The sequence below is a fragment of the Comamonas sp. AG1104 genome (assembly GCF_003350425.1).
GTDB classification, from domain to species: domain Bacteria; phylum Pseudomonadota; class Gammaproteobacteria; order Burkholderiales; family Burkholderiaceae_C; genus Comamonas; species Comamonas testosteroni.
In genome coordinates, this window is sequence record NZ_QQAS01000001.1 from 596997 (window position 1) to 620805 (window position 23809).

The following is a 23809-nucleotide window of genomic DNA, read 5'->3' on the forward strand; positions in this document are numbered from 1 at the left end:
AGCGCATGAAAAAGCCGCCTTCAAGAGGCGGCTTCTTTACGGATGGGCGGGCTGGATCAGTCCAGAGCCAGACCAGCCTTCTTGATCACTTCGCCAAAGCGCTTGCTCTCTGAAGCCATGAAGGCCTTGAATTCGGCGGGTGTGGGGTTGAAGGACTCGTAGCCGAAGGCGGCGAACTTTTCCTTCACGTCCTGGCCGGTCAGCGCCTGGCGGACATCGGTGCGGATCTTCTCGACCACGGCGGCAGGGGTGCCGGGGCGCACGGCCAGGGCGTTCCAGCCGATGGCTGCGAAATCCTTGGGGCCGCCCGATTCGGACACCGTGGGCACGTTCTCGAAGCCAGCAATGCGGCTGGGAGCCGCCACCGCCAGGAAGCGCAGCTTGCCGCCACGCACCAGAGGACCAGCAGTGCCCAGAGAGCCCAGGGCAAAGGTCAGCTCGCCATTGGCAACGCCCTGGTAGAGCTGGCTGGTTTCCTTGTAGATCACGTGCTCCATCTTGGTGCCGGTCTGGTTTTCCAGCAGCGCCGAGCCCAGGTGCACGGGGTTGCCCACGGACCAGGAACCGTAGTTAAGCTTGCCGGGATGCGCCTTGGCATCGGCGATCAGATCGCCGATGGTCTTGTAGGGGCTGTTGACGGGCACGCAGACAAAGAAGTAGTTGCGGAACAAGGGCATCAGGATGTCGAAGTCCTTGTTCAGGTCGTAGGGCAGCTTCTTGAACAGGTGGGGGTAGGCCGCGATGTGGACGTTGTCCAGCTGGATCATGTCCGTGCCGTCAGTCGCGCCACGCTTGAATTCGTTGATGGCGATGAAGCCGTTGCCGCCGGGACGGTTTTCCACCACCACGGGCTGGCCCCAGGCGCGGCCCAGCTTGTCGGCCACCAGGCGCGAGATGCCATCAGGGCCGCCGCCTACGGGGAAGGGGTTGATGATGCGCGAGGACTTGGTGGGCCACTTGTCGCTCTGGGCGAAAGAGGGGGCTGCCACGGCTGCAGCAATGGCGCCAAGTGCGAATGCAGCTTGGCGACGGCTCATATTGAGCTTATGGGTCATTTTGTCTCCCTGGAAGGATGTCGATGATGAATTGCGTGTGGACCACGCATTGTTGATATCGTCGGCTGTTATTTTTAGATATTCAGGCCCAGTTAATTACATTGTGTCACTTGGGGCATAAACACCTAGGTCTAGCTGAGGCTAGCAGCTATAGCAAAATAGCATAGCTTGTTTTGAAAGGTGTGAGCATGAATCTGCAGCAGATAGAGACCTTTGTTCGGGTGGCCGAAGTAGGGAGCTTCAGCAAGGCTGCGGTACTGCTGGACACCGCCCAGCCGGCTCTCAGCCGTCAGGTGCGGGCCCTTGAAACAGAGTTGCGCGAGACCTTGCTGATACGCACCGGGCGCGGCGTGACGCTGACCGATGCGGGGCGGCGCCTGCTCGAGCATGGTCACGCCATCATGCAGCGCGTGGCCATGGCCAAGGAAGATCTGGGCAGCCAGCGCGACGAGCCCGTGGGGCGCATCACCGTCGGCCTGCCGCCGAGCCTGGCGCGGCGCCTGACCCTGCCCCTGATCGACGGCTTCAGCCGCGAAATGCCCAAGGCCAGGCTGGCGGTGGTCGAGGGTTTTTCCATGAATATCTCGGAGTGGCTGACCTCGGGGCGCATGGATCTGGGCCTGGTCTACACGCCCGAGCCCCATCCGCAGATCGAGGTCTCGCCCGTGCTCGAAGAGCGCCTGTGCCTGATCGGCCCGGCCAGCACGCTGGCAGGGCGCACCAGCATCCCGTTCGAGCATCTGGCCGAGTTCCCGTTGATCATGCCCCAGCACGGGCAGATTTTCCGCAAGCTGATGGAGGCCCAGGCCACGCTGTCCCAGGTCAAGCTCAATGTGGTCTGGGAGGTTTCCAGCGTGCCCGCCATTCTGGATCTGGTGCGCGGCGGCTATGGCTATGCGGCGCTGACCGATAGCGCCATGCACAGTCATGCCACGGATGCTGCGCTGGTGGAGGTGCCCATCAAGTCGCCGCATATCGTCAGCACCTTGTGCCTGGTGCAGCCCGCCAAGAAGAAGTCCACGCCCCTGATGCGCCGCACGGCCGAGCTGCTGCGCCGCCTCAGCATGCAGGTCTGCTCGGTGGAAAGCGGCCATATCTGAACGCTGCGCCTGTGCCGGGGCATTGCCGCTGATGGCTCATGCTCCTGTTAGTGGAGCTTGTTGCGATTGTTAGATAACGATTTCAGATATATATCTATCTGAAATTGAATGGGAGCAGGCGCAATAAGCTTCTGAATTAATAGCGTCAAAGCTGGGGGCGCAAGGTTCTGGCGGCCTCCTGCAGCAGCGGCAGTATTTCCTGCTGCATGGTTTGCGGGCTCATGCGTTTGGCCGATGTCACCACATTCAGCGCAGCCACGGTGCGCCCGCGCATATTGCGCAGCGGCACGGCCACAGCCTGAATCGCCAGTTCATGCTCTTCAAGTGCCATGCAGTAGTCGAGACGGCGCACCTCGTCGAGCAAGCCCTTGAGCGCCGCGCCATCGGATACCGTGTGTGCCGTCAGCTTGGGCAGGTCATAGGTGGCCAGCCAGTCGTCGAGCTCCGAGCTCGAGAGCGAAGCCAGCAGCACCCGTCCGGTGGACGTAGCGTGCGCCGGCAGGCGCGTGCCCAGGTGCAGTCCGTGGGCCATCAGACGCTCGCCTTTTTCATGCACGGCGCTGCGCGCGACGATGACGACTTCACGCCCCTCGCGCACCACGCAGGAGTAGGACAGTCCGGTCTGTGCGGCCAGCCTGTGCAGCACGGGTTGCACGATGCGCGGCAGCCGGGCCGAGGCCAGATAGCTGCCCGACAGGCGCAGGACCTTGGGAGCCAGCCAGAAATAGCTGCCATCGGATTCGAGATAGCCGAGATAGGCCAGCGTGAGCAGATGGCGCCTGGCTGCGGCGCGCGTGATGCCTGCGCGATCAGCCGCCATGGTGGCGTTCAGGCGCTGGCGCTCGGTGTCGAAGCTCTCGAGTACGGCCAGGCCCTTGGCCAGGCCAGCAATGAAGTCTGCCGGGGCGATGGAGGGGGAGCCGGGGTCACTCATGGAGGGGGCTGCCGTTCTTGTTTTGCGCGATCATCGTTCTCATTGTGCGATTATCGCGCAAACAACGCTTCTCTCCTTTGTCTTGATGCAGCACAAAACTTAGTCTTGCTGCACAGCGCAACCGGCGTCGTCACGCTCGCCGATTGACAGGTTTTTGAGCCATAACAAGGAGTCATATTCATGCGTACACAAGTCGCCATCATCGGTGCCGGTCCCTCAGGTCTGCTGCTGGGGCAGCTGCTCTACAAGGCGGGCATCGACAACATCATCATCGAGCAGCGCAGCGCCGACTATGTGCTGGGCCGCATCCGCGCCGGCGTGCTGGAGCAGGTGACGGTGGATCTGCTCAAGCAGGCGGGTGCCGACAAGCGCATGAATGAGGAAGGCCTGCCCCACGACGGTATCGAGCTGCTGTTCAAGGGCAAGCGCCACCGCATCGACCTGAATGGTCTGACCGGCGGCAAGCGCGTGATGGTCTATGGCCAGACCGAAGTGACCCGTGACCTGATGGAGGTGCGGGCTCAGGAAGGCCTGACCACAGTCTACGAAGCCAGTCATGTGCAGCCTCTGGACTTCGAGAGCGACAAGCCCAAGGTGCGCTACGAAAAAGACGGTCAGGTGCATGAGATCGAGTGCGACTTCATCGCCGGTTGCGACGGCTTTCACGGCATCTGCCGCGCCAGCGCTCCTCAGGACAAGATCAAGACCTTCGAGAAGGTCTATCCCTTCGGCTGGCTGGGCCTGCTCTCGGATACGCCGCCCGTGTCGCACGAGCTGATCTACGCCAACACCGAGCGCGGCTTTGCCCTGTGCAGCCAGCGCAGCGCCACGCGCAGCCGCTACTATCTGCAGGTGCCGCTGACCGACAAGGTCGAGGACTGGAGCGACGAGGCGTTCTGGGAAGAGCTCAAGAAGCGCCTGGACCCCGAAGCCCGCGCCAATCTGGTGACCGGGCCATCGCTGGAAAAAAGCATTGCACCGCTGCGCAGCTTTGTGACCGAGCCCATGCGCTTCGGCCGCATGTTCCTGGCAGGTGACGCCGCGCACATCGTTCCCCCCACCGGCGCCAAGGGCCTGAACCTGGCGGCTTCCGACGTGGGCTATCTGTCGCAGGCCTTTGCCCAGTACTACAAGGAGCAGTCCGAAGCCGGTATCGACCGCTACTCCGAGCAGTGCCTGCGCCGCGTCTGGAAGGCAGAGCGCTTCTCGTGGTGGATGACTTCCATGCTGCACAACTTCCCCGGCGAGGGCGAGTTCAACACCAAGGTGCAGGAAGCCGAACTGGACTACATCGTTCACTCCGAGGCCGGCTCCACCTCGCTGGCCGAGAACTATGTGGGTCTGCCCCTGGTTTAAGAACGTGTTGACGATCTCTACGCAGCCGCGTTGGAGCGCAATCGGGATGAGTTCGAAGCGATGGCTCGCCGCTTGCACCGGGGTGCAAGCAAGAGGCATCGCGCAGAAATCGCCCGATTTCGCTCCAACCCTTCGGGACAGTGTCTTTGCGGACGCCCGGTCAGGGGCGGTCTGCGGCGTTGCCTCGCCGGCCGCGCAAATCCTCGCAATAGCACGGCTATTGCTGCGGTATCGCGCGCGGGGGGCCGCCCCCTTGCATCCCCTCCCGCAAAGCCGCTGTCGCGGCACGAGGAGATTGTCAACACGTTCTACGCCCAAGACCGCCTGGGCTTCATCACCGCGGTGATGAAGCCCGGTGCGTGGTCCCGGTGCGTGGTCCCGGTGCGTGGTCCCGGTGCGTGGTCCCGGTGCGTGGTCCCGGTGCGTGGTCCCGGTGCGTGGTCCCGGTGCCTTGCGCTCTGCCTGCATTGCCATGCGCGATGCAGGCTTTTTTTTCATCCATGCAATTTGGTTGATGCTGCCTTGCGTAAATTTTGATGACGCGGCGCAAGCCGGCGGGGCTTGCGAGGAGTAAGCTTGCCGACCTTATGGCGCACATCATGTTTTCCCCTCCCTATATTGCCGCTGCCGAGGCAGCCCAGTCCCTGCGCACGCGCGGCTATGCCGTGCTGCAGCCCGAGGACTTTGCCCAGTGGATGGGCCTGAGCGTGAGCGATCTGCATGCCATGGATGCGGACTGGCAGGGCCTGCCGCCCGATGCCTTCCTCAAGGATGGTGGCCGCTATCGCCGCCGCCGCCATTCCTGCTTTGTCAGCGAAGGCGACCAGGTGCAGCAAGTGCCCCACCGCGCGCACTGGCAGCCGGTGGAATACAACGCGCTGCATGGCGGCATGCAGCGCATGTTCGAGCCCATGCTGGAGAGCACGACGACGAGCGCGGCATGGCTGGAGATGATCAATGCTCTGGGGCAACTGGCCGATCAGGTGTTCTGCGCCGACGAGCGGCATGAGCGCTGGTTTGTCGAGGCGCACCAGTTCCGCATCGACACCACGGACGGCATCGGGCGGCCCACGCCCGAAGGCGCGCACCGCGACGGCGTCGATCTGGTCGCCGTGCTGCTGGTGGGACGCAAGGGCGTCAAAGGGGGCGAGACCCGCGTGTTCGAAGCGACCGGCCCCAATGGCCAGCGCTTCACGTTGACCGAGCCCTGGTCGGTGATGCTGCTCGACGATGCGCGCATGATTCATGAGACCACGCCGATCCAACCTGCCGAGCCCGGTGGCGTGCGCGACACGCTGGTGCTGACCTATCGCCGCGGCAACTTCCAGGGGGCCGAGCTCCAGGAGCAGCAGGGCCAGGCCGCTTGAGCTTGATTGGGCCGGACGGCTTTGTTCTGAAAATTTGAGCAAAACTGTAACGTGCTCAACGCATCAAAGTGACGCCATCGACACTGCATGATGCAGGCTTGTTGCGGCGAAGCTTTCGCCCCTTCAAGTCTTTCCTGCATCCAACAAGCCAGAACAGCTGGCCGACACCACGCCCTGCAGGGCGTGGTTTTTTATATGAATCGCTTTTACGCCCTTAGTATTTCAGTGCTGACCGCTCTTGTCACAGTAGCGGCCTGCAAGCCTTCGCAAGACCGTCCGGCACAGGCGGCCTACACCAAGGAGCCCACGATCTACTTTCGCAACGGCCTTGAGATTACCCTTGGCGATGCCTCGGTGCCGGTTCACGGGGTGGAGGAATGCCCTTATGGTCTGGCCGCGCCGGCCGGTGCCGTGGTCGAGCTCAATGATGCCAAGTGCATCAGGTTGTCGGACGATACCGAGCAGATCGTCGTAATGCTGGACCTGCCGGGCGGCATCGTCCAGGAGGAATGGACCGTGCGCCGCGATGCACCGAGCAAGCCTCATGAGCCGGCTTTCAAGAACGTCTCCCTGCTGCGTCCCGACGGCACGCGCATCACTATCACCGACAAGTCCGACACTCTGCTGGACAAGTGCTACGAGTACCAGGCGGCCCATGTCTGCATCTGAGGCAGATGGCTTGGAGTGAACTTTAGGGTTGATTCATGTCAACACGCTGAGGCATGATGAAGGCAGACTGCATGCTATTCCAAGAGCGGCATTTGCCCTGGGTCCCTGGTCCGGGCTCCGTGTCGCCTGCAACCTAGAAGGAGAAACATATGTCCATGTTCAATCACATCCTGGTTCCGGTCGACGGCTCCAAGCCCTCCATGCTGGCCGCACGCAAGGCCGCTGAACTCTCCAAGGTTTTCGGCAGCGCCGTGACGGCGGTGTATGTGGTCGATCCCTATCCTTTCACCGGCGTGGGCGCCGACTTTGCCTATGGCCAGTCTCAGTATCTGAGCGCGGCCACCGCCGAAGCCAACACCGCCCTGGATGCGGTCAAGGCCATCATGGATGAGGCGGGTGTGCCCGTGAAGACCCTGGTGGGTGAGGGTCATGCAGTGCATGAAGGCATTGTGCGCACCATGGAGAGCGTGGGCGCAGACCTTGTTGTCATGGGCTCGCAGGGGCGACGCGGCCTTGAGAAGCTGATGCTGGGCAGCGTCACGCAACGTGTGCTGGGCGCAGTCAAAATCCCGGTTCTTGTTGTGCGCGAGTGAGCGTAAGGCGGCTGCCCACGAAGCAACGGCTCCTCAGGGAGCCGTTTTTCTGATGAGCCAGAGTGCTCAGCGATTGAGCAGCCGGGCCAGCCAGCCTTTTTTCTTGCGCTGCAATTCCAGCTCCTGAAGCACCTCGGCCTTGAGCTGTTCCTTCTGTGCAGCTTGTCCGCTCTCTTTGGACATCATGCGCAGATAGACCTTGGCCGAGTCCACATAGCCATGGTCTTCGTTGCGGATGTGGTTGAACAGCCAGCGCGAAAGCATGCCGTGCAGTTCGGCGGCCACATCCTCACCCGCATCGAAGCGGGTCTGCATCTCGATCACGCGGCGCGTGAACAGCTCGTGCACTTTTTTGTGCGGGCCGGCGAACATATAGCCGGCGCTCTCGATCAGGCTTTCCTCGAAGACGAAGTGCGAGACGGTGTAGTCGATCATCTCGCCGATGACATCGCCCAGACCTTCGCGATCTGGCGAGCTGCGCAACTCGTAGAGTCTGTTGATGTAATCGACGATGCGGCGGTGCTGCCGGTCGATCTCCGCAATACCGGTGTCCAGCTCGGGGACCCAGACCAGCAATGCCATGATGTTCTCCAGAAATTCAGGGGTTTCCGCAGAAGTATTCACGAGCCTGTCATAGGCTGCATTGATTCAGATCAGGCCTGCCCACGCCAGGCAGGGCGGCGCGAATCCTGCGCGCCGCGTCGGGATGTCACTCGATCTTGGCGCCCGAGGACTCGACGACCTGCTTGGACTGCTTGAAGTCGGCCTGGAACATCTTGTCGAAGTTGGCCACGCTCATGGACTGGGGCTCGGCGCCCTGGGTCAGAATGGCGTCGCGCACCTCGGGCGTTGCCAGCAGCTTGTTCACTTCGACATTGACCTTGGTCACGATGGCTGCGGGCGTGCCCTTGGGCATGAACAGGCCGTACCAGGTGCTCACATCAAAGCCCTTGAGACCGGACTCGGCCAGTGTCGGGGTGTCTGGCAGCGAGGACGAGCGCTTTGCCGAGGTCACGGCGATGGCGCGCAGCTTGCCGGCCTTGATCTGGGCTATGGCCGAGGGTACGGAGGACACCAGCAGATCCACATTGCCGGCCAGTGCATCCATCATCGCGGGGTTGGAGCCCTTGTAGGGCACGTGGGTCAGATGAATGTCCGAGGCCTTTTCCAGCATCACGCCGGCCAGATGGATGCTGGTGCCGTTGCCGGGCGAGCCGTAGGTGATCTTGGACGGGTTCTTCTTGGCTGCAGCCACCACGTCAGCCAGCGTCTTGTACGGCGAGTTGGCGGCGGTGGCGATCACGATGGGGGTGTAGGCCACATGAGCCACGGGGGTCAGATCCTTGCTGGGGTTCCAGGGCAGGTTCTTGTAGAGGTAGGGGCCAAGGACCACATTGTCCTTCTGGCCCATCACCATGTCATAGCCCGTGGGCGCCGCTTTGACCGCTTCGGTGATGCCGATGGTGCCGCCTGCACCCGCACGGTTGTCGGGCACCACGGTCCATTTGCTGACTTCGGTGAGCTTGTTGGCAATCACGCGCGAGAGGATGTCGGTGCCGCCGCCAGGCGGGAAGGGCACGATCATGCGCACGGGCTTGTTGGGGTAGTCGGCAGCGGGGTCTTGTGCAGCGGCTGAAAAGCTCAGGCCCGCGCTTGCGATCACGGCTGTGCTGATGAGAATTTGGCGAATCATGAAAAAGAAGCTCCAGAGACGAACGGGGGAGCGCTGGCCCGCAAACAAGGGCGGCGCAGTCGCGGCTGGTACCTGAGCCTTGAGCTCGGAAGCCAGAGTCACGGAAGGTGGGCTTTTCGATGATCGGGGACGGTGGTTCCGCCATCAATGGGTATTTGTCTTTACCGGGGTGCGAGAGCCATGCCGTACGGACATGATCGCCATCCGCACGCGCTGCACGACAGGGTTGCTGCCGTTGCTAGCACGGGGGCAGCGTACCGATCGGGTGTCGCTGCCGATGTGGCCCACGGGTGCGGATTGTGGTTCTGCGCGCAGCCTCAGAGGCTGCTGCAGACCAGTGGAAACATTCTGCCACGCATGAAAGACTTGCCAGGGCTTGGTTCGAGAATAGGCAGGGCCTGTTCCCCGATTTTTTGCCTGGCCCGGTAGTTCACAGCAACAAGAGCTGCAGGCGCCTTTGGCCTTTGGTTTGGATAAGGCGGCTGCAGCCATGTGTTGGAGTCCGGCCGCTCCGAGTGCGATCTCAGGCCTGGCGTACGTCGGCGACTACCTGGTCGCCGAAGTCCGGTCGTGCCAGCCAGGCCAGCACGCGGGCTGCGGCGTCATCGGCCGAGGTCAGCTGCCCGTTGCTGTGCAGGCCTGCAAAACGGCCCACGTCGGGGAAGTCGGTTGAAGCTGCGCTGCGCAGTTGTACCTGCATATCGGTGTCGATGACGCCGGGTGCCAGAGAGACAATGCGTGCGCCGTTGGGCTTGGCAGCCTCTTCCAGCGCCACACAGCTGCTGAACTGGTCCATGCCGGCCTTGGCCGTGCAGTAGCTGGCTTGCGAGGCCATGGCACGGCGGCCCAGACCCGAGGAGATATTGAGCACCTTGCGGGGGATCTGCCAGCTCTCGGTTGCTCCGAGAAAGGCTCCGGTCAGGGCCATGGGCGCTTCAAGACCCACGCGCAGGGCATTGATCATGTCGGCGGCAGGCACCTGAGACAGCGGCGCAATCTGCGGCATGACGCCCGCATTGTTGATCAGGGTGATGCTGGCCCATTCATGGGGATCCATCGTGCCCAGCCAGGTCGCCAGGCGTTGCGCGGCTGCGGCGCTTTGTGCCAGGTCCTGCTCCCATTGCAATAGCTGCTCGGGCTTGCTGGCGCTGGAAGTGAGGGCGGAGCTGGTTTTGCGGGCAATGCTCAGCAACTGATGGCCTTGTTGCAGCAGCAGTTGCCCCATGGACAGGCCCATGCCGCGAGAGCCACCGGTCAGAATCGTTAAATGCTTTGTCATGCCGGGCATCTTACGGGTGATTGAAGACAGAAAAAGAGCAGGCCCCGCAAGACTGACGTCCGGCAGGGCCTGGTGATGACCTCAGATGAGGTCAGTGAGCTGTCAATGACCCAGATAGGCCTTGCGCACCTCGTCATTGCTCAGCAGGTTGACGCCGCTGTCCTCCAGCACCACCTTGCCGGTTTCCAGCACATAGCCTCGGTCGGCAATCTGCAGGGCGCGGTTGGCGTTTTGCTCGACCAGGAACACCGTCACACCCGCTGCACGGATGGTCTGAATGATCTCGAAGATCTGCGCAATGATGAGCGGCGCCAGGCCCAGTGTGGGTTCGTCCAGCAGCAGCAGGCGCGGCTTGCTCATCAGTGCACGGCCTATGGCCAGCATCTGCTGCTCACCGCCGGACATGGTGCCCGAGCGTTGCGCTGCACGCTCCTTCAAGCGAGGAAAGAGCTTGAACACATGCTCGACGCCGTCGGCGATCTCGGCCTTGTTCAGGAAAAAACCGCCCATCTGCAGGTTCTCGGTCACCGTCAGGTCCTTGAAGACACGACGGCCTTCGGGCGAGACGGCAATGCCGCGGCGCATGATGTGATGAGTGGACATCTGGGTGATGTCCTCGCCCTCGAACAGAATGCGCCCGCTGCTGGCACGAGGGTTGCCGCAGACCGTCATCAAGAGCGATGTCTTGCCTGCACCATTGCTGCCGATGAGGGTGACGATCTCGCCCTGATTGACATGCAGGCTGACATGATTGACCGCGCAGATCGCGCCATAGTGGGTGGAGACCTGCTCCAGTTGCAACATATGCTGGCTCATCAGGCCTCTCCCAGATAGGCCTTGATGACCCGTTCATCATTGCGAATCGCCTCGGGCAGGCCCATGGCGATGGGCTTGCCGTATTCCATGACCAGAATGCGCTCGGACACTCCCATGACCAGGCCCATATCGTGCTCGATCAGCAGCACAGCCACGCCGTACTGCTTGCGCAGATCGTCGATCAGATGCTGCAGGTCTTTCTTCTCCTGCGGGTTCAGGCCGGCGGCGGGCTCGTCCAGCATCAGCACGCGAGGCTTGGTGATCATGCAGCGCGCAATCTCCAGCCGGCGCTGGTGACCGTAGGCCAGATTGCCGGCCTCGCGGTTGGCAAACTGGCGCAGGCCCATCACGTCCAGCCATTGCAGCGCGTTGTCGATCTTTTCCTGTTCGGCACGGCGATAGCCTGGAGTGTTGAACAGGCCGCCGAGCAGCGTGGCGCGCGACTGGCGGTGCTGTGCGACCAGCAGGTTTTCCAGTGCCGTCATGCTCTTGAACAGGCGCACGTTCTGGAAGGTGCGCACCACGCCATGGTTGGCGACCTGATGGCTGCTGTGGCCTGCAATGCTCTGGCCGTCCAGAACTACCGAGCCGCCTGAGGGCTGGTAGAACCCGCTGATGCAGTTGAATACCGTGGTCTTGCCCGCGCCGTTGGGGCCGATGATGGCAAACACTTCCTGAGGGCGTACGTTAAAGCCCACGTTGTCCACGGCCAGCAGGCCGCCGAAGCGCATGCACAGGTCTTTGACTTCTAGCAAATACTCGCTCATGCGCTTGCCCTGCCTGTGGTTGTAGTTATTGAAATAATAGCGTTCAGGTGCAGCTTCATGACTTCACCTCCACTTGGTGCCGCTTCATGGGCAGCAGGCCCTGTGGGCGCCAGACCATCATCAAAATCATGACCAGACCGAAGATCAGCATGCGGTATTCGGAAAACTCGCGTGCCAACTCGGGCAGCACGGTCAGGATGATGGCCGCCACGATCACGCCCAGTTGAGAGCCCATGCCGCCCAGCACCACAATGGCCAAGATCAGGGCCGACTCGATGAAGGTGAAGGACTCGGGATTGACGATGCCCTGGCGAGCGGCGAAGAAGGCGCCGCCGAAACCCGCGAACATGGCGCCCAGCGTGAAGGCCGAGAGCTTGATCTTCATGGGGTTCAGGCCCAGCGAACGGCAGGCGATCTCATCCTCGCGCAGCGCTTCCCAGGCGCGGCCAATGGGCATGCGGATCAGGCGGTTGCTGATGAATAGCGTCACCATGGCCAGCAGCAGGGCCATCAGATAGACGAAGATCACCATGTGCATGGAGTTGAACTCCAGACCGAAGAACTGATGAAAGGTCGTGCCGTCCTCGGTCAGGGGCGAGCGGGTCATGGGCAGGCCCAGCACCGTAGGCTTGGGAATGCTGGAGATGCCGTCGGGGCCGCCCGTGAAGCTGGTCAGATTGGTCAGCAGCAGGCGGATGATTTCACCGAAGCCCAGCGTCACGATGGCCAGATAGTCACCGCGCAGGCGCAGCACGGGAAAGCCCAGCACGAAGCCGAACAGGGCCGAGGCTGCGCCGGCCAGCGGCAGCGCTTCCCAGAACGTCCAGCCAGCCCAGTGGAACAGCAGCGCATAGGTGTAGGCGCCCACGGCATAGAAGCCCACAAAGCCCAGATCCAGCAGGCCGGCAAAGCCGACCACCACGTTCAGACCAAGGCCCAGCATGACGTAAATCATGGCCAGGGTCGCGATGTCGACAGCATTGCGGCCCGCGAAGAACGGCCAGGAGGCGGCCATCATCAGCACCACGAAGATGACGACGTTGCGTGTGCCCGACTTCATCTGCGGCACGGCCGGCAGATTGACCTTGGGCAGCTTGCCAGCGAGCAGGGGCTTGAGCATCTGCACGACAAAGATGGCAAGGCAAGCCCAGCCGGTCATGCTCCAGTCGGGAGTGATGATGGTGCGCACGCCGGCGCGCTCCAGGTGCAGGCTGAAGATGGGGGTGACGACGATGGCCGTCATCACGGTGGCGATCAGCGCATCGCGCAAAGCGGCAGAAAAGCTGTACTTCATCAGACTTTCTCCACTTCAGGTTTGCCCAGCAGGCCCGAGGGGCGGAACATCAATATGGTCACCAGCAGGCCGAAAGCCACGATGTCCTTGTATTCCGACGAGATGTAGGCTGCAGCAAAGGTCTCGGCTACGCCCAGAATCACACCGCCCAGCATGGCGCCGGGGATGGATCCGATGCCGCCCAGCACGGCGGCCGTGAAGGCCTTGATGCCGGCGAGGAAGCCGATGAAGGGGTTGAGCTTGCCCACCGCCAGCGCAATCAGAACGCCGCCCACGGCCGCCAGCACGGCGCCCAGCACAAAGGTGAAGGAGATGACTTTGTTGGTATCTATGCCCAGCAGATTGGCCATGTGCATATCCTGAGCGCAGGCGCGTGAGGCACGGCCCATGCGCGAATGCTTGATGTACATGGTCAGCGCAATCATCAGAACCACGGTCACTGCGATGATGAGCACGCGGGTATAGGGGATGAAGACCTCGAAATTGCCCATGTGGAAATTGATGGCGCCCGGCAGCAGCGAAGGCACGGCCATATCGCGTGCGCCCTGGCCCAGAGCCACCCAGTTCTGCAGGAATATGGACATGCCGATGGCCGAGATCAGTGCGACCAGACGCGGGCTCTGGCGCACGGGCTTGTAGGCCACCTGTTCGACGACCAGGCCATAGACTCCGGTGACGAACACGGCCACCACCAGCATCAGGCCGATGATGGCCCATACGGGCAGGCCGCTTTGCGTGCCAATCGCCGAAAGCGTCACGAGGCCAATATAGGCCCCGATCATGTAGATGTCACCGTGTGCGAAATTGATCATGCCGATGATGCCGTAGACCATGGTGTAGCCAATGGCGATCAGGGCGTAAATGGCTCCGAGTGAGAGCCCGTTGAATAGCTGTTGTATCAGCTGGGGGAGAAAGTCTGACATGTAACGCCACCCTTGAAACAGGAAAAGGCCCGAGGGCCAGATAACAAACATCCGGAGGCATGGCCCCTGCCATTGCCTCCGGAGAGAGTGGTGGAATTACTTGGCGAGCGATTTGCTGCCGTCCTTGTGCCACTGGAAGACCTGGAAATCGAAGGAGTTCAGGTCACCTTGCTTGTTCCAGGACACGGGGCCCAGCACGGTGTCCACGCCGGTCGATTTGTGCATCCAGTCCGCCACCTTGGCGGGGTTGTCGCCAGCGGCCTTGATGGCGGCCAGCAGCGATTGAGTTGCGGCAAACGAGGTCAGCTGGAAGGCACCCGAAGCATTGCGCTTCTTGTCCTGGAAGGCCTTGACCACGGCAGCGTTCTTGGGGTTGGCGGCAAAGTCGGCGGGCAGAGTCACCAGCATGCCTTCGACGGCAGGGCCGGCAATGGCATTCACTTCGGGGTTGCCCACGCCTTCAGGGCCCATCATCTTGACCTTCAGACCTTGCTCGGCAGCCTGGCGCAGCAGCAGACCCATTTCGGGGTGGTAGCCGCCGTAATAGACAAAGTCCACGCCTGCGCCCTTGAGCTTGGTGATGACTGCGGAGTAGTCGCTGTCGCCAGCGTTGATGCCCTCGAACAGGGCCACCTCGATCTTGGCCTTCTTCAGGTCGTCACGCACGGAGGAGGCAATACCCTGGCCGTAAGACTGCTTGTCGTGCAGCACGGCAACCTTCTTGGGCTTGAGCTTCTCGGCAATGAACTTGGCGGCCGCCGGGCCTTGCTGGTCGTCACGGCCAATGGTGCGGAAGATGAAGTGGTAGTTCTTGCCGTCGGTCAGAGCGGGCGAGGTCGCAGAAGGAGTGACGACCACCACGCCTTCGTTGTTGTAGATGGGTGCTGCGGCAATCGAGGCGCCGGAGCAGACGGGGCCGACCACATAGCCGATCTTGTTGTTGACCACTCGGTTGGCAGCGACAGGACCTTGCTTGGGTTCGCAGGCATCGTCCACGGGTACCAGCTCGATCTTCTTGCCGTTGATGCCGCCAGAGGCATTGGCCATTTCAACGGCGGTGGTGGCGCCTTCCTTGACCATGTCGCCATACTGGGTCAGCGCACCGGTGGTGGGGATGACCAGGGCGATCTTGATTTGGGCATGCGCGGTGGAGACCAGGGCGGCACCAGCCAGGCCCAGGGCAGCAACAACGGTTTGCATGCGGAACGGAATGCTCATGAGGACTTCCTTAATCGGGAGATGTTCGAAAAGCGCGATTGCTGCCATAGCAGTTCGCGCAAAGAAGCTCAGATTAATCGAGTGGTCAACGAAGGCAACAGGGTATGCAGGGGCTGGTGCAGGCTTTCGGTTTTTGCTATGTCGTGCATAGCAGCTATTACCCAAGGGCTATGGCTCAGCCTGCATTTGTGATGTATATGCACAGTCCAGGCCTGAACTGTGCTGCAAGTGTCTGCATCAGCGGTCTTTTTGTGCAGGCTTCTGCCCTGCCTCAGTGCAGCGCTGAAGGGTTATCTGTTGCGGCGAGGCAACTTTGAGAGCTTGACGGCTGCTGCTGATTTGATGGGGCTTAAAAAAGAGGCTCGCTTTTTAGCTGCAGCAGTTCACCGGTGACCGGGTGCGACAGCTCCAGTGCTGCAGCATGCAGCAGCAGGCGCGGGCTGGCGCTGGCCACGGCTTCGCTGGCATATAGCGCATCGCCTAGCATGGGGTGGCCTATGGCAGCCATATGCAGGCGCAACTGATGGGTGCGGCCCGTCAACGGGCTCAGCAGAACCCGGGTGCCGGGTATTCCAGATTGAGTGGTGTGCTCGATCACCCGCCACAGCGTCTGGCTGCTTTTGCCGGTTTCGTGATTGATGACGCGCAGCGGCCGACGCTCCCAGTCGGCCGCAATCGGCAGGTCTATCAGTTGCCAGCCCCTGGTATCCGCTGCTTCACTGTGCGCCTGCAATTCGCCGGCCACTACGGCGATATAGCGCTTGTCGACCTTGCGCTCGGCAAAGGCCTGGCTGAGCTGGCGTTGGACGGCCGGATTGCGAGCCATGACGACCAGACCGGATGTGGCCTGATCGAGCCGATGCACGACCAGTGCATCGCCGAAATGCCGGAGGGCTCGCAGGCTCAGGCAGTCTTGCTTGTCGGGGCCGCGACCGGGCACGCACAACAGGCCGGAGGGCTTGTCAAGCACCAGCAGGTGCTCGTCTTCATACACACAGTTCAACGCACTCATTCAAGCAGCTATCGATTGTTTCAGGGGTTGAGCAGTTCATGAACAGTGGCGCAGAACTCCTGCACATCGTTGGGCTTGTGGATCAGGGCCCGGGCGCCGGCTGCAATCGCGGCCTGCTCGATTTCGGCCGTCACATAGCCGGAGGCCAGGGCAACCGGCAGTTGAGGGCTGATCTGCAGAGCCTGTCTGAGCAGGTCCAGGCCGCTGAAGCCGGGCATGTTGTAGTCGGTGACTATGAGGTCAAAGCGCTGTGGCTCCTCATGCAGGGCGGCCATGGCCTCGTGAGGATCGGTAAAGCCCGAGACTTCATAGCCGCGACGGCGCAGCAGGCGCTGAAACAGAAAGACCAGGGCCTGATCGTCGTCCACATACATGACATGGCTGGGGCGCGTGGCCAGGACAGGTTCGGGCAGCGGGGCTTCGGGTTTGTCCATGCGCATGGGCGGCAGCGCACAGTGGCTGGAAGTCGGGTCGCTGAGCGGAAAGTACAGCGTGAAGCAACTGCCCTGGCCCAGTTCGCTGTGTACATCGACAGCGCCGCCATGGGTGCGCATCACGCCATGTACGACCGAGAGGCCCAGGCCTGTGCCCTGGCCGACCGGTTTGGTGGTGAAAAAAGGCTCGAAGATGCGCCTCTGGGTCACGGCGTCCATGCCGGGGCCGGAGTCCTGCACCATAAAGACCAGGTATTCGGCCACGGGCAGACCCAGGCGCTCGCATTGGTAGCTGTCGGGAGCAATGCGCATGGCTCGCATCTGGATGATGCCGCGCTGACTGCCAATGGCCTGCATGGCGTTGTTGCAGAGATTGAACAGCGCCTGCTCCACCTGGGTGGGGTCGGCCAGCAGCGGCGGCAGATCGCTGGACTCCTGCACCTGAAGCTCTATGGAGGGAGGCAGAGTCACGCGCAGCAGGCGAGCCGTGTCGGACATGACTTCCTGCACCTGAACCGGACGGCGTTCAGGCAGGTCATTGCGGCTGAAAGTCAGAATCTGGCGCACCAGATCTCGGGCGCGGCGACCGGCTTTTTCGATCTCGCGCAGGCTTTCCATGGCGGCCGGGTTGCCGCAGCTATCGGCCTTGGCCAGTTCCACATTGCCCAGGATTGCACCCACGATGTTGTTGAAGTCGTGGGCAATCCCGCCGGCCATGGTGCCCACGGCCTGCATCTTGTGGGATTCGCGCAGTTGGGTCTCCAGCACATTGCGCTGGGCTTCGGCGCGATTGCGGCTGGTCAGGTCGCGCGCAAAGATGGTGGTGGTGTCGCCGCTGCTGTGGTGCTCGAAGGAGACGCTGATTTCCATGGGAATCTCACGCCCCGACAGGGTCAGACCCGTCATCTCGCCCAGCACGGCCTGTGTGGTCAGCGAGGAAAAAGCCAGCGCCCGGGCGGCATCGGGTAGAAAGCGCTCCAGCGGGCTGCCCAGGGCATCCTGAGGCGAGCACAGAAACAGGGCCGCCGCCGTGGGATTGAAGACGGTGATGCGCTGGTGCTGGTCGACGCAGATGATGGCGTCCAGCGCGGAGTTGATGACCGACTCCAGCCGTCTCTCGCTGGCATAAAGCTGCTGGTTGCGCTCTTGCAGCGCCTTGCGCTCGGCAAGCAGCGGGCCTTGATTGACAACGGCACACAAATACTGCCAGGTGGCTGGACCGTTTTGCTGGGGCACGACCACGCCGGCCACATGCAGGTCGCCGCAGAGCTCGAATTCTTCGGTGATCTGGAACAGAACCTCGTGTACCTCGGCGCGTCCCAGCGCTTTGGCCTGCTCGAAGGCCGTGGTCACGCGCTCTGCGTCGTTGACATGGACAAAGGGCTTGAAGTTGATCAGCAACCGGTCTTTTTCGGTGGGCTGAAAAGCGCGGTGTGCCATGGCATTGGCCTGAACCACCATATCGTATTCATCAACCACCAGCAGCGGCAGCGGAATACTTGCAAACAGCGTTTCAAACCGCTCCGATGCGCTCTCGGCGACGGCCTGGCTGTAATTGAGCACCTCGTTTTGCAGCTCCAGCTCGTGCTGGTAGTTGCGCAACTCCGCTACCAGGGCCTGCAGCGGGTCTTCATCCTCGGGCACCAATGGCTGGGTGCTGGCGCTCAGGCCCAGCGGCGCAGCACCAGGGGCCAGCAGGGCATGCAGAGGCAGGCCGCCATCAATTACAGGCAGCAAGGGTGGGGAAGTGGGTTCAGAGGAGCTCATGAGACAGGCGGAAGACATCGGCAGTGTAAGCCGGTCCCTGCAGTTGCCCTTGAAAAAGGCGGACAGTCAACCGGTATTCAGGCAACTCGGTGCTCGGTTTGGCGCCAGCAACGCGGATTGCATTGATGTTGTGAATGCACTGATTGCTGGCGAGCAGCGATGGGCTGGCAGGCGTTCGGCATTGATTGAGCATAAAAAAGCCAGTGCGGCGGAACGCACTGGCTTGGGGCGGAGACCTTGGCTATCAGTCTTCGTAAGCGTCCATGGGCACGCAGCTGCAAAACAGATTGCGATCACCATAGACGTTATCGACGCGGCCCACGGGGCTCCAATACTTGGCGCGGCGCAGGGCAGGCACGGGATAGGCGGCGGCTTCGCGGCTGTAGCCATGGTGCCAGTCGGCGGCCAGCAAGGCCTCTGCCGTATGGGGTGCGTTCTTGAGCGGGTTGTCGTCCCGGGGCAGTCTGCCGGCCTCGACCTCGGCAATCTCGGCGCGGATGGCGATCATGGCCTCGATGAAGCGGTCCAGCTCATACAGGCTTTCACTCTCGGTCGGCTCCACCATCAGGGTGTTGGGCACGGGAAAGGACAGTGTGGGTGCATGGAAGCCGTAGTCGATCAGGCGCTTGGCCACGTCCTCGGCCATCACGCCGCAGCTGTCCTTGAAGTGGCGCAGATCCACAATGCATTCATGGGCCACGTGTCCGTATTCGCCCGCGTACAGCGTGGGGAAGTGCTCCTTGAGCCGCGCGCTGATGTAGTTGGCGTTGAGGATGGCGGTTTCGGTCGCCAGCTTCAGACCCGGCTCGCCCATCATGCGGATATACATCCAGCTGATCGGCAGAACGGCTGCATTGCCCAGAGGCGCTGCGCTGACAGCGCCCACCTGGCGGACGTCGCCTGCGGTGGCATGCCCAGGCAGAAAGGGCACCAGATCTTCGACCACGCACACGGGGCCGACGCCGGGGCCGCCGCCGCCGTGAGGAATGCAGAAGGTCTTGTGCAGGTTCAGATGGCTGACATCGCCGCCGAACTCGCCGGGCGCGGCAAGACCTACCAGGGCGTTCATATTGGCGCCGTCCACATAGACGCGGCCGCCATGGCTGTGCACCAGCTGGCACAGCTCCTTGACCTGGGTCTCGAACACGCCGTGCGTGCTGGGGTAGGTGATCATGATGCAGGCCAGATTGGCACTGTGCTTCTCGCAGGCCAGCTTCAGATCCGCCATGTCCACGTTGCCGTTGTCGTCGCATTGGGTGACCACGACCTGCAGGCCCACCATCTGCGCGCTTGCCGGGTTGGTGCCGTGGGCGCTGCTGGGAATCAGGCAGATATTGCGGTGCGCCTGGCCGCGTGATTCATGGAAGGCCTTGATTGCCAGCAGACCTGCGTACTCGCCCTGGCTGCCTGCATTGGGCTGCAGGCTGATGCCCGCGTAGCCCGTGGCCTGACACAGCCAGTCGCGCAGTTGCTGGTCCAGCTCGGCATAGCCTTGCAGCTGGCTGGCAGGAGCAAACGGGTGGATGTCGGCGAACTCTGGCCAGGTGATGGGGATCATCTCGCTGGTGGCATTGAGCTTCATGGTGCAACTGCCCAGCGGGATCATGCTGCGGTCCAGGGCCAGGTCCTTGTCGCTGAGGCTGCGGATATAGCGCAGCATGGCGGTTTCGGAGTGATGGGTGTTGAAGACCGGGTGGCTCAGATAGGCCGTGCTGCGCTGCAGGGATTCGGGGATCAGTGAGGTAGGGCCTTCGTCCATGGCCTCGATGGTGGGCAGAGCCTGACCCTCCTGGGCAAAGATGCTCCAGATCAGCTCGACATCGGCCCGGGTCGTGGTTTCGTCCAGGCTGATGCACAGATATTCATTCCAGGCCTTGCGCAGATTGACGCCTCGGGATACGGCACGAGCCGCCAGGGCATCGGTTGCATCCCGGGTATGCAGGCTCAGTGTGTCGAAGGCTGTGTCGTGGTGATGGGCGCTGAAGCCCAGCCTTGCCAGGCCCCGGCTCAGGATCGCCGTCAGGCGCGCCACCCGCTGGGCAATGCGCTTCAGTCCCTGGGGGCCGTGGTAGACGGCATACATGCTGGCGATCACGGCCGGCAGGACCTGGGCCGTACAGATATTGGACGTCGCCTTTTCGCGGCGGATATGCTGCTCACGTGTCTGCAGCGCGAGGCGGTAGGCGGGCTTGCCATGCACATCGACGCTGACACCCACCAGACGGCCGGGCAGGCTGCGCTTGTATTCGTCGCGGCAGGCCATGAAGGCCGCGTGCGGGCCGCCTGCTCCCATGGGCATGCCGAAGCGCTGGCTGTTGCCCACGACAATATCGGCATCCCATTCGCCGGGCGGTGTCAGCAGTGTCAGGGCCAGCAGGTCGGTGGCCACGATGGCGGCCGCCTGCTTGGCGTGAATGGCTTGCACATCGGCCTTCCAGTCCACGATCCAGCCGCTGGAGGCCGGGTACTGGATGACGGCGGCAAACAGGTCGCCCGCCAGCGCGGCATCCCACTCCTGCTGGCTGTTGGCGATCACCACTTCGATGCCGATCGGCCGGGCGCGGGTCTCGATGACTTCAATCGTTTGCGGGTGCAGATCGCCGGCCAGCACGATGCGATGGCTTCTGGATTTGACAGAGCGCCTGGCCAGCGCCATGGCCTCGGCGGCTGCCGTGGCCTCGTCCAGCATGGAAGCATTGGCAATCGGCATGCCGGTCAGGTCGGTCACCATGGTCTGGAAGTTGACCAGCGCCTCCATGCGGCCTTGTGAGATTTCGGCCTGGTAGGGAGTGTAGGCCGTGTACCAGGCGGGGTTCTCGAGGATGTTGCGCAGGATGACGCCCGGCGTGTGCGTGCCGTAATAGCCCTGGCCGATAAAGCTCTTCAGCACCTGGTTCTTGCTGGCGATGGCCTTGAGTTCGGCCAGCGCAGCGGCTTCAGTAATCGGCGGCGGAAGATCCATGGGCCTGGCGCGAGCGATGGAGTCGGGCATCACATCGCGGATCAAGGCGTCCAGCGATGGCTTGCCGATGGCGGCCAGCATTTTTTGCTGCTCATCGGCGTCCGGGCCTATATGACGGGGGATGAATTCTTGGCTGTTTTCCAGCGCTTCCAGCGAAGCGACGGGGGCGGGAGGCGACATCAGCATGGGAGGGACCTATTCTCAAATACTGTGACTGACGGTTTGCATGCCAGGCATGCGTGAATGCCGTATGCCTGAAGGCATACGGCCGGTGCTTCAAGCAGTGCTGGCTTGTTCCAGCGCGGTGTTCATCAGGGCCAGGCGTTCGCTTTCCTGGTCGGCATATTCCCAATCGGGATATTTGCTGCGCGCCACGGTGTTCAGCCATTGCTGGCAGGCCAGGGCAAGCAGGGCTTGCTGGTGCAGATCGGCATCGATGCTGCCTGTGATCTTGAGCTGACCAAAGGCGGTGGCCACGTGGGCGCGACAGACCGAGCGCAGATAGATCTGGTTCATGTCGTCGCTGGCCATCCATTGGGCCTTGGCAGCTTCGTCTTGAGCCAGCATGTCCTGGGGCACGGGCAGATCCCAGTCGCTCAGTTGCTGACGCAGAAAGCGCAGCGCCTTGGCGGGCTTGCCGCCCGTCTGCTCCTGGTACCACTCTTCAAGTGCGGCCAGCGTGTCGCTGCCATCATCGTTGCCGAAGGGGCTGAAGTCGTCACCGCAGTCGTAATAGAAGTCCTGGGCCGCGATGCGCGCAAAGGTCGGGTGGCTGGTCTCGCGGGCGAGACCGATGTCCGGATCGTCGAAATACAGAATGGTGCTCATGGCTGCATGCAAAAACGGCCTTCGCAATGCGAGGGCCGTTGATACGCTTAGTTGTCCTTGGCGAAGTCGTTGTAGGCGGTCTCTTCCATCAGAGCTTCGAGCTCGCCCACATTGCTCATCTTGACCTTGAAGAACCAGCCCGCGGCCAGTGGGTCGCTGTTGGCGAGAGACGGGTCATCGCGCAGGGCTTCGTTGACTTCGACGATCTCGCCGGTCACGGGCATGTAGACATCGGCAGCGGCCTTGACGGATTCGACCACGCCAGCCACATCGCCGGCCTTGAAGGAGGATCCCACGGCAGGCAGGTCCACAAACACCACATCGCCCAGCGCATCCTGTGCGTGTACGGTGATGCCGACGATGGCGGCATTGGTGTCAGCGGCGTTGATCCACTCGTGTTCTTTGGAATACTTGATGCTCATGGAAAGCTCCAGATGGGGGATTCAGGGGAATCGGGTGTTGTTTGAGAAAGGTCCAGTTCGCACTTTAGCGGTGTTCTGGCGGCTGTTTGGCAAAGTGGCCCGTCTCATGCACGGCGGCAGACCTAGCCGCGGTAGTAGCGGGTGGGAACGAATGGCGTGGCGACCACCTTCATGGGCACGGGCTTGCCGCGCACCATGGCGAAGATTTCCGTATCAATGGCGGCGTAGTCGGGCTCGACATAGGCCAGTGCCACGGGCTGGTTGAGCGTGGGGCTGAGCAGGCCGCTGGTGATGTGGCCGATATGCTGTCCGTCCATGTTTTCCAGCACGGCGGGCTCGCGCACGGGAATGCGCTCCAGCGCGATCAGGCCCACGCGCTTGCGGCGCAGCGACTGAGGGTTCTGCAATTGCTCCAGCACGATGGCCGCACCGGGAAAGCCGCCCTCGCGCTCGCCGCCGCTGCGGCGCACCTTCTGCATGGCCCAGTTCAGCGCGGCTTCCACCGGGGTGGTGCTGGTGTCTATGTCGTTGCCGTACAGGCAAAGTCCGGCTTCAAGGCGCAGCGAGTTGCGCGCGCCCAGACCGATGGGGGCCACCTCGGGCTGGGCCAGCAGAGCTTGGGCAAAGGCTTCGGCTGCTTCTCCGGGCAGGGAGATTTCAAAGCCGTCCTCGCCCGTATAGCCGCTGCGCGTGATGTAGAGCGCATGGCCTTGCCAGTCAAAGTGATTGCCGGTCATGAAGACCAGTTGCGTCACACCGGGAATCAGACGCGAGAGGGCCGCAGCGGCTTGCGGGCCTTGCAGGGCCAGCAGGGCGCGCTCGGGCAGTGGGACGACCTCGCAGCGGTTACCGATGCCGCTCTGGATATGGGTGATATCGGCCTCTTTGCAGGCGCCGTTGACGATGAGGAACAGATCATCGCCGCGATTGACGAACATCAGGTCGTCGAGAATGCCGCCTTGCTCATCGAGCAGCAGTCCGTAGCGCTGCTTGTGCAGGCCCAGGTCGATGACATCGACGGGCATCAGCGATTCGAGCGCGGCGGCGGCATCGGGGCCGCGCAACAGCAACTGGCCCATGTGCGAGACATCGAACAGGCCGGCGGCCTTGCGCGTGTGCAGATGCTCGGCCATCAGGCCTTGAGGGTATTGCACGGGCATGGAGTAGCCGGCAAACGGCACCATGCGGGCACCCAGTTTCTGGTGCAGGGCAAACAGCGGCGTGGAACGCAGATCGGAAGAAGTGGCAGCAGCAGTCACAGGCAAGCGCTCCGGTGGTCAAAACCAAATGAGTGGCCATGCATGACTGGGCCATGCTTGG

Annotated in this window: 21 protein-coding genes; 5 read left to right on the plus strand and 16 right to left on the minus strand. The window is 62.3% G+C overall.

The window, feature by feature from the left end; translation table 11 throughout:
* Positions 1–56: 56 nt before the first annotated feature.
* A complete protein-coding gene (locus DFO48_RS02610) occupies positions 57–1055 on the minus strand; it encodes a tripartite tricarboxylate transporter substrate binding protein (RefSeq protein WP_003055494.1) in 999 nt (332 codons plus the stop codon).
* A gap of 188 nt (positions 1056–1243) precedes the next feature.
* On the opposite strand from DFO48_RS02610, the gene DFO48_RS02615 reads away from it, so the two are divergent.
* Positions 1244–2155 (plus strand): LysR family transcriptional regulator, encoded by a 912-nt coding sequence (locus DFO48_RS02615; RefSeq protein WP_034352381.1) that lies wholly within the window; start codon positions 1244–1246, stop codon positions 2153–2155.
* 145 nt (positions 2156–2300) lie between these two features.
* Here the strand turns inward: DFO48_RS02615 and DFO48_RS02620 are convergent, their stop codons facing one another.
* Positions 2301–3089: an IclR family transcriptional regulator C-terminal domain-containing protein gene (locus DFO48_RS02620; RefSeq protein WP_003079503.1), complete on the minus strand. Its 789-nt coding sequence runs from the start codon at positions 3087–3089 to the stop codon at positions 2301–2303.
* Positions 3090–3269: 180 nt separating this feature from the next.
* Here DFO48_RS02620 and pobA point away from each other — a divergent pair, with 180 nt between their 5' ends.
* The 4 genes from pobA to DFO48_RS02640 all read left to right on the plus strand — a co-directional run bounded on the left by pobA (position 3270) and on the right by DFO48_RS02640 (position 7074).
* Positions 3270–4445 (plus strand): 4-hydroxybenzoate 3-monooxygenase, encoded by a 1176-nt coding sequence (gene pobA, locus DFO48_RS02625; protein ID WP_114862433.1) that lies wholly within the window; start codon positions 3270–3272, stop codon positions 4443–4445.
* A 587-nt stretch (positions 4446–5032) separates the two neighbouring features.
* Positions 5033–5812: a 2OG-Fe dioxygenase family protein gene (locus DFO48_RS02630; RefSeq protein ID WP_114862434.1), complete on the plus strand. Its 780-nt coding sequence runs from the start codon at positions 5033–5035 to the stop codon at positions 5810–5812.
* A 195-nt stretch (positions 5813–6007) separates the two neighbouring features.
* Positions 6008–6481: a hypothetical protein gene (locus DFO48_RS02635; protein ID WP_004340638.1), complete on the plus strand. Its 474-nt coding sequence runs from the start codon at positions 6008–6010 to the stop codon at positions 6479–6481.
* Between the two features lie 155 nt (positions 6482–6636).
* Positions 6637–7074 carry a universal stress protein gene (locus DFO48_RS02640; protein ID WP_003079494.1) on the plus strand — a complete coding sequence of 146 codons (438 nt, stop codon included), beginning with the start codon at positions 6637–6639 and terminating at the stop codon, positions 7072–7074.
* A gap of 66 nt (positions 7075–7140) precedes the next feature.
* Here the strand turns inward: DFO48_RS02640 and DFO48_RS02645 are convergent, their stop codons facing one another.
* The 14 genes from DFO48_RS02645 to gcvT all read right to left on the minus strand — a co-directional run bounded on the left by DFO48_RS02645 (position 7141) and on the right by gcvT (position 23748).
* Positions 7141–7698 (minus strand): bacteriohemerythrin, encoded by a 558-nt coding sequence (locus DFO48_RS02645; protein WP_003079493.1) that lies wholly within the window; start codon positions 7696–7698, stop codon positions 7141–7143.
* Between the two features lie 85 nt (positions 7699–7783).
* Entirely contained in the window at positions 7784–8767 is a 984-nt protein-coding gene (locus tag DFO48_RS02650) for a tripartite tricarboxylate transporter substrate binding protein (protein WP_114862694.1), read from the minus strand.
* Between the two features lie 523 nt (positions 8768–9290).
* Positions 9291–10055 carry an SDR family NAD(P)-dependent oxidoreductase gene (locus tag DFO48_RS02655; protein ID WP_003079490.1) on the minus strand — a complete coding sequence of 255 codons (765 nt, stop codon included), beginning with the start codon at positions 10053–10055 and terminating at the stop codon, positions 9291–9293.
* A 93-nt stretch (positions 10056–10148) separates the two neighbouring features.
* Positions 10149–10862 carry an ABC transporter ATP-binding protein gene (locus tag DFO48_RS02660; protein ID WP_199406936.1) on the minus strand — a complete coding sequence of 238 codons (714 nt, stop codon included), beginning with the start codon at positions 10860–10862 and terminating at the stop codon, positions 10149–10151.
* Positions 10862–11629, minus strand: a complete 768-nt coding sequence (gene livG / locus DFO48_RS02665) for a high-affinity branched-chain amino acid ABC transporter ATP-binding protein LivG (protein ID WP_003079486.1) — start codon at positions 11627–11629, stop codon at positions 10862–10864. The genes DFO48_RS02660 and livG overlap by 1 nt, the downstream gene beginning before the upstream one ends.
* A 55-nt stretch (positions 11630–11684) precedes the next feature.
* Positions 11685–12923, minus strand: coding sequence for a high-affinity branched-chain amino acid ABC transporter permease LivM (locus tag DFO48_RS02670; RefSeq protein ID WP_003079484.1), 1239 nt, complete (start codon positions 12921–12923; stop codon positions 11685–11687).
* Entirely contained in the window at positions 12923–13846 is a 924-nt protein-coding gene (livH, locus tag DFO48_RS02675; RefSeq protein ID WP_003079482.1) for a high-affinity branched-chain amino acid ABC transporter permease LivH, read from the minus strand. Before livH ends, DFO48_RS02670 begins: the two co-directional genes overlap by 1 nt.
* A gap of 96 nt (positions 13847–13942) precedes the next feature.
* A complete protein-coding gene (locus DFO48_RS02680) occupies positions 13943–15064 on the minus strand; it encodes a branched-chain amino acid ABC transporter substrate-binding protein (RefSeq protein ID WP_003079480.1) in 1122 nt (373 codons plus the stop codon).
* Positions 15065–15413: 349 nt separating this feature from the next.
* A complete protein-coding gene (locus DFO48_RS02685) occupies positions 15414–16076 on the minus strand; it encodes an RluA family pseudouridine synthase (protein ID WP_114862435.1) in 663 nt (220 codons plus the stop codon).
* A gap of 20 nt (positions 16077–16096) precedes the next feature.
* Entirely contained in the window at positions 16097–18277 is a 2181-nt protein-coding gene (locus DFO48_RS02690) for a response regulator (RefSeq protein WP_114862696.1), read from the minus strand.
* Between the two features lie 244 nt (positions 18278–18521).
* Positions 18522–21425 (minus strand): aminomethyl-transferring glycine dehydrogenase, encoded by a 2904-nt coding sequence (gene gcvP / locus DFO48_RS02695; RefSeq protein WP_114862436.1) that lies wholly within the window; start codon positions 21423–21425, stop codon positions 18522–18524.
* A 90-nt stretch (positions 21426–21515) separates the two neighbouring features.
* Positions 21516–22067 (minus strand): hypothetical protein, encoded by a 552-nt coding sequence (locus DFO48_RS02700; RefSeq protein WP_003079473.1) that lies wholly within the window; start codon positions 22065–22067, stop codon positions 21516–21518.
* Between the two features lie 47 nt (positions 22068–22114).
* Positions 22115–22489 (minus strand): glycine cleavage system protein GcvH, encoded by a 375-nt coding sequence (gene gcvH, locus DFO48_RS02705; RefSeq protein WP_114862437.1) that lies wholly within the window; start codon positions 22487–22489, stop codon positions 22115–22117.
* 122 nt (positions 22490–22611) lie between these two features.
* Entirely contained in the window at positions 22612–23748 is a 1137-nt protein-coding gene (gene gcvT / locus DFO48_RS02710; protein ID WP_199406937.1) for a glycine cleavage system aminomethyltransferase GcvT, read from the minus strand.
* Positions 23749–23809: the final 61 nt, after the last annotated feature.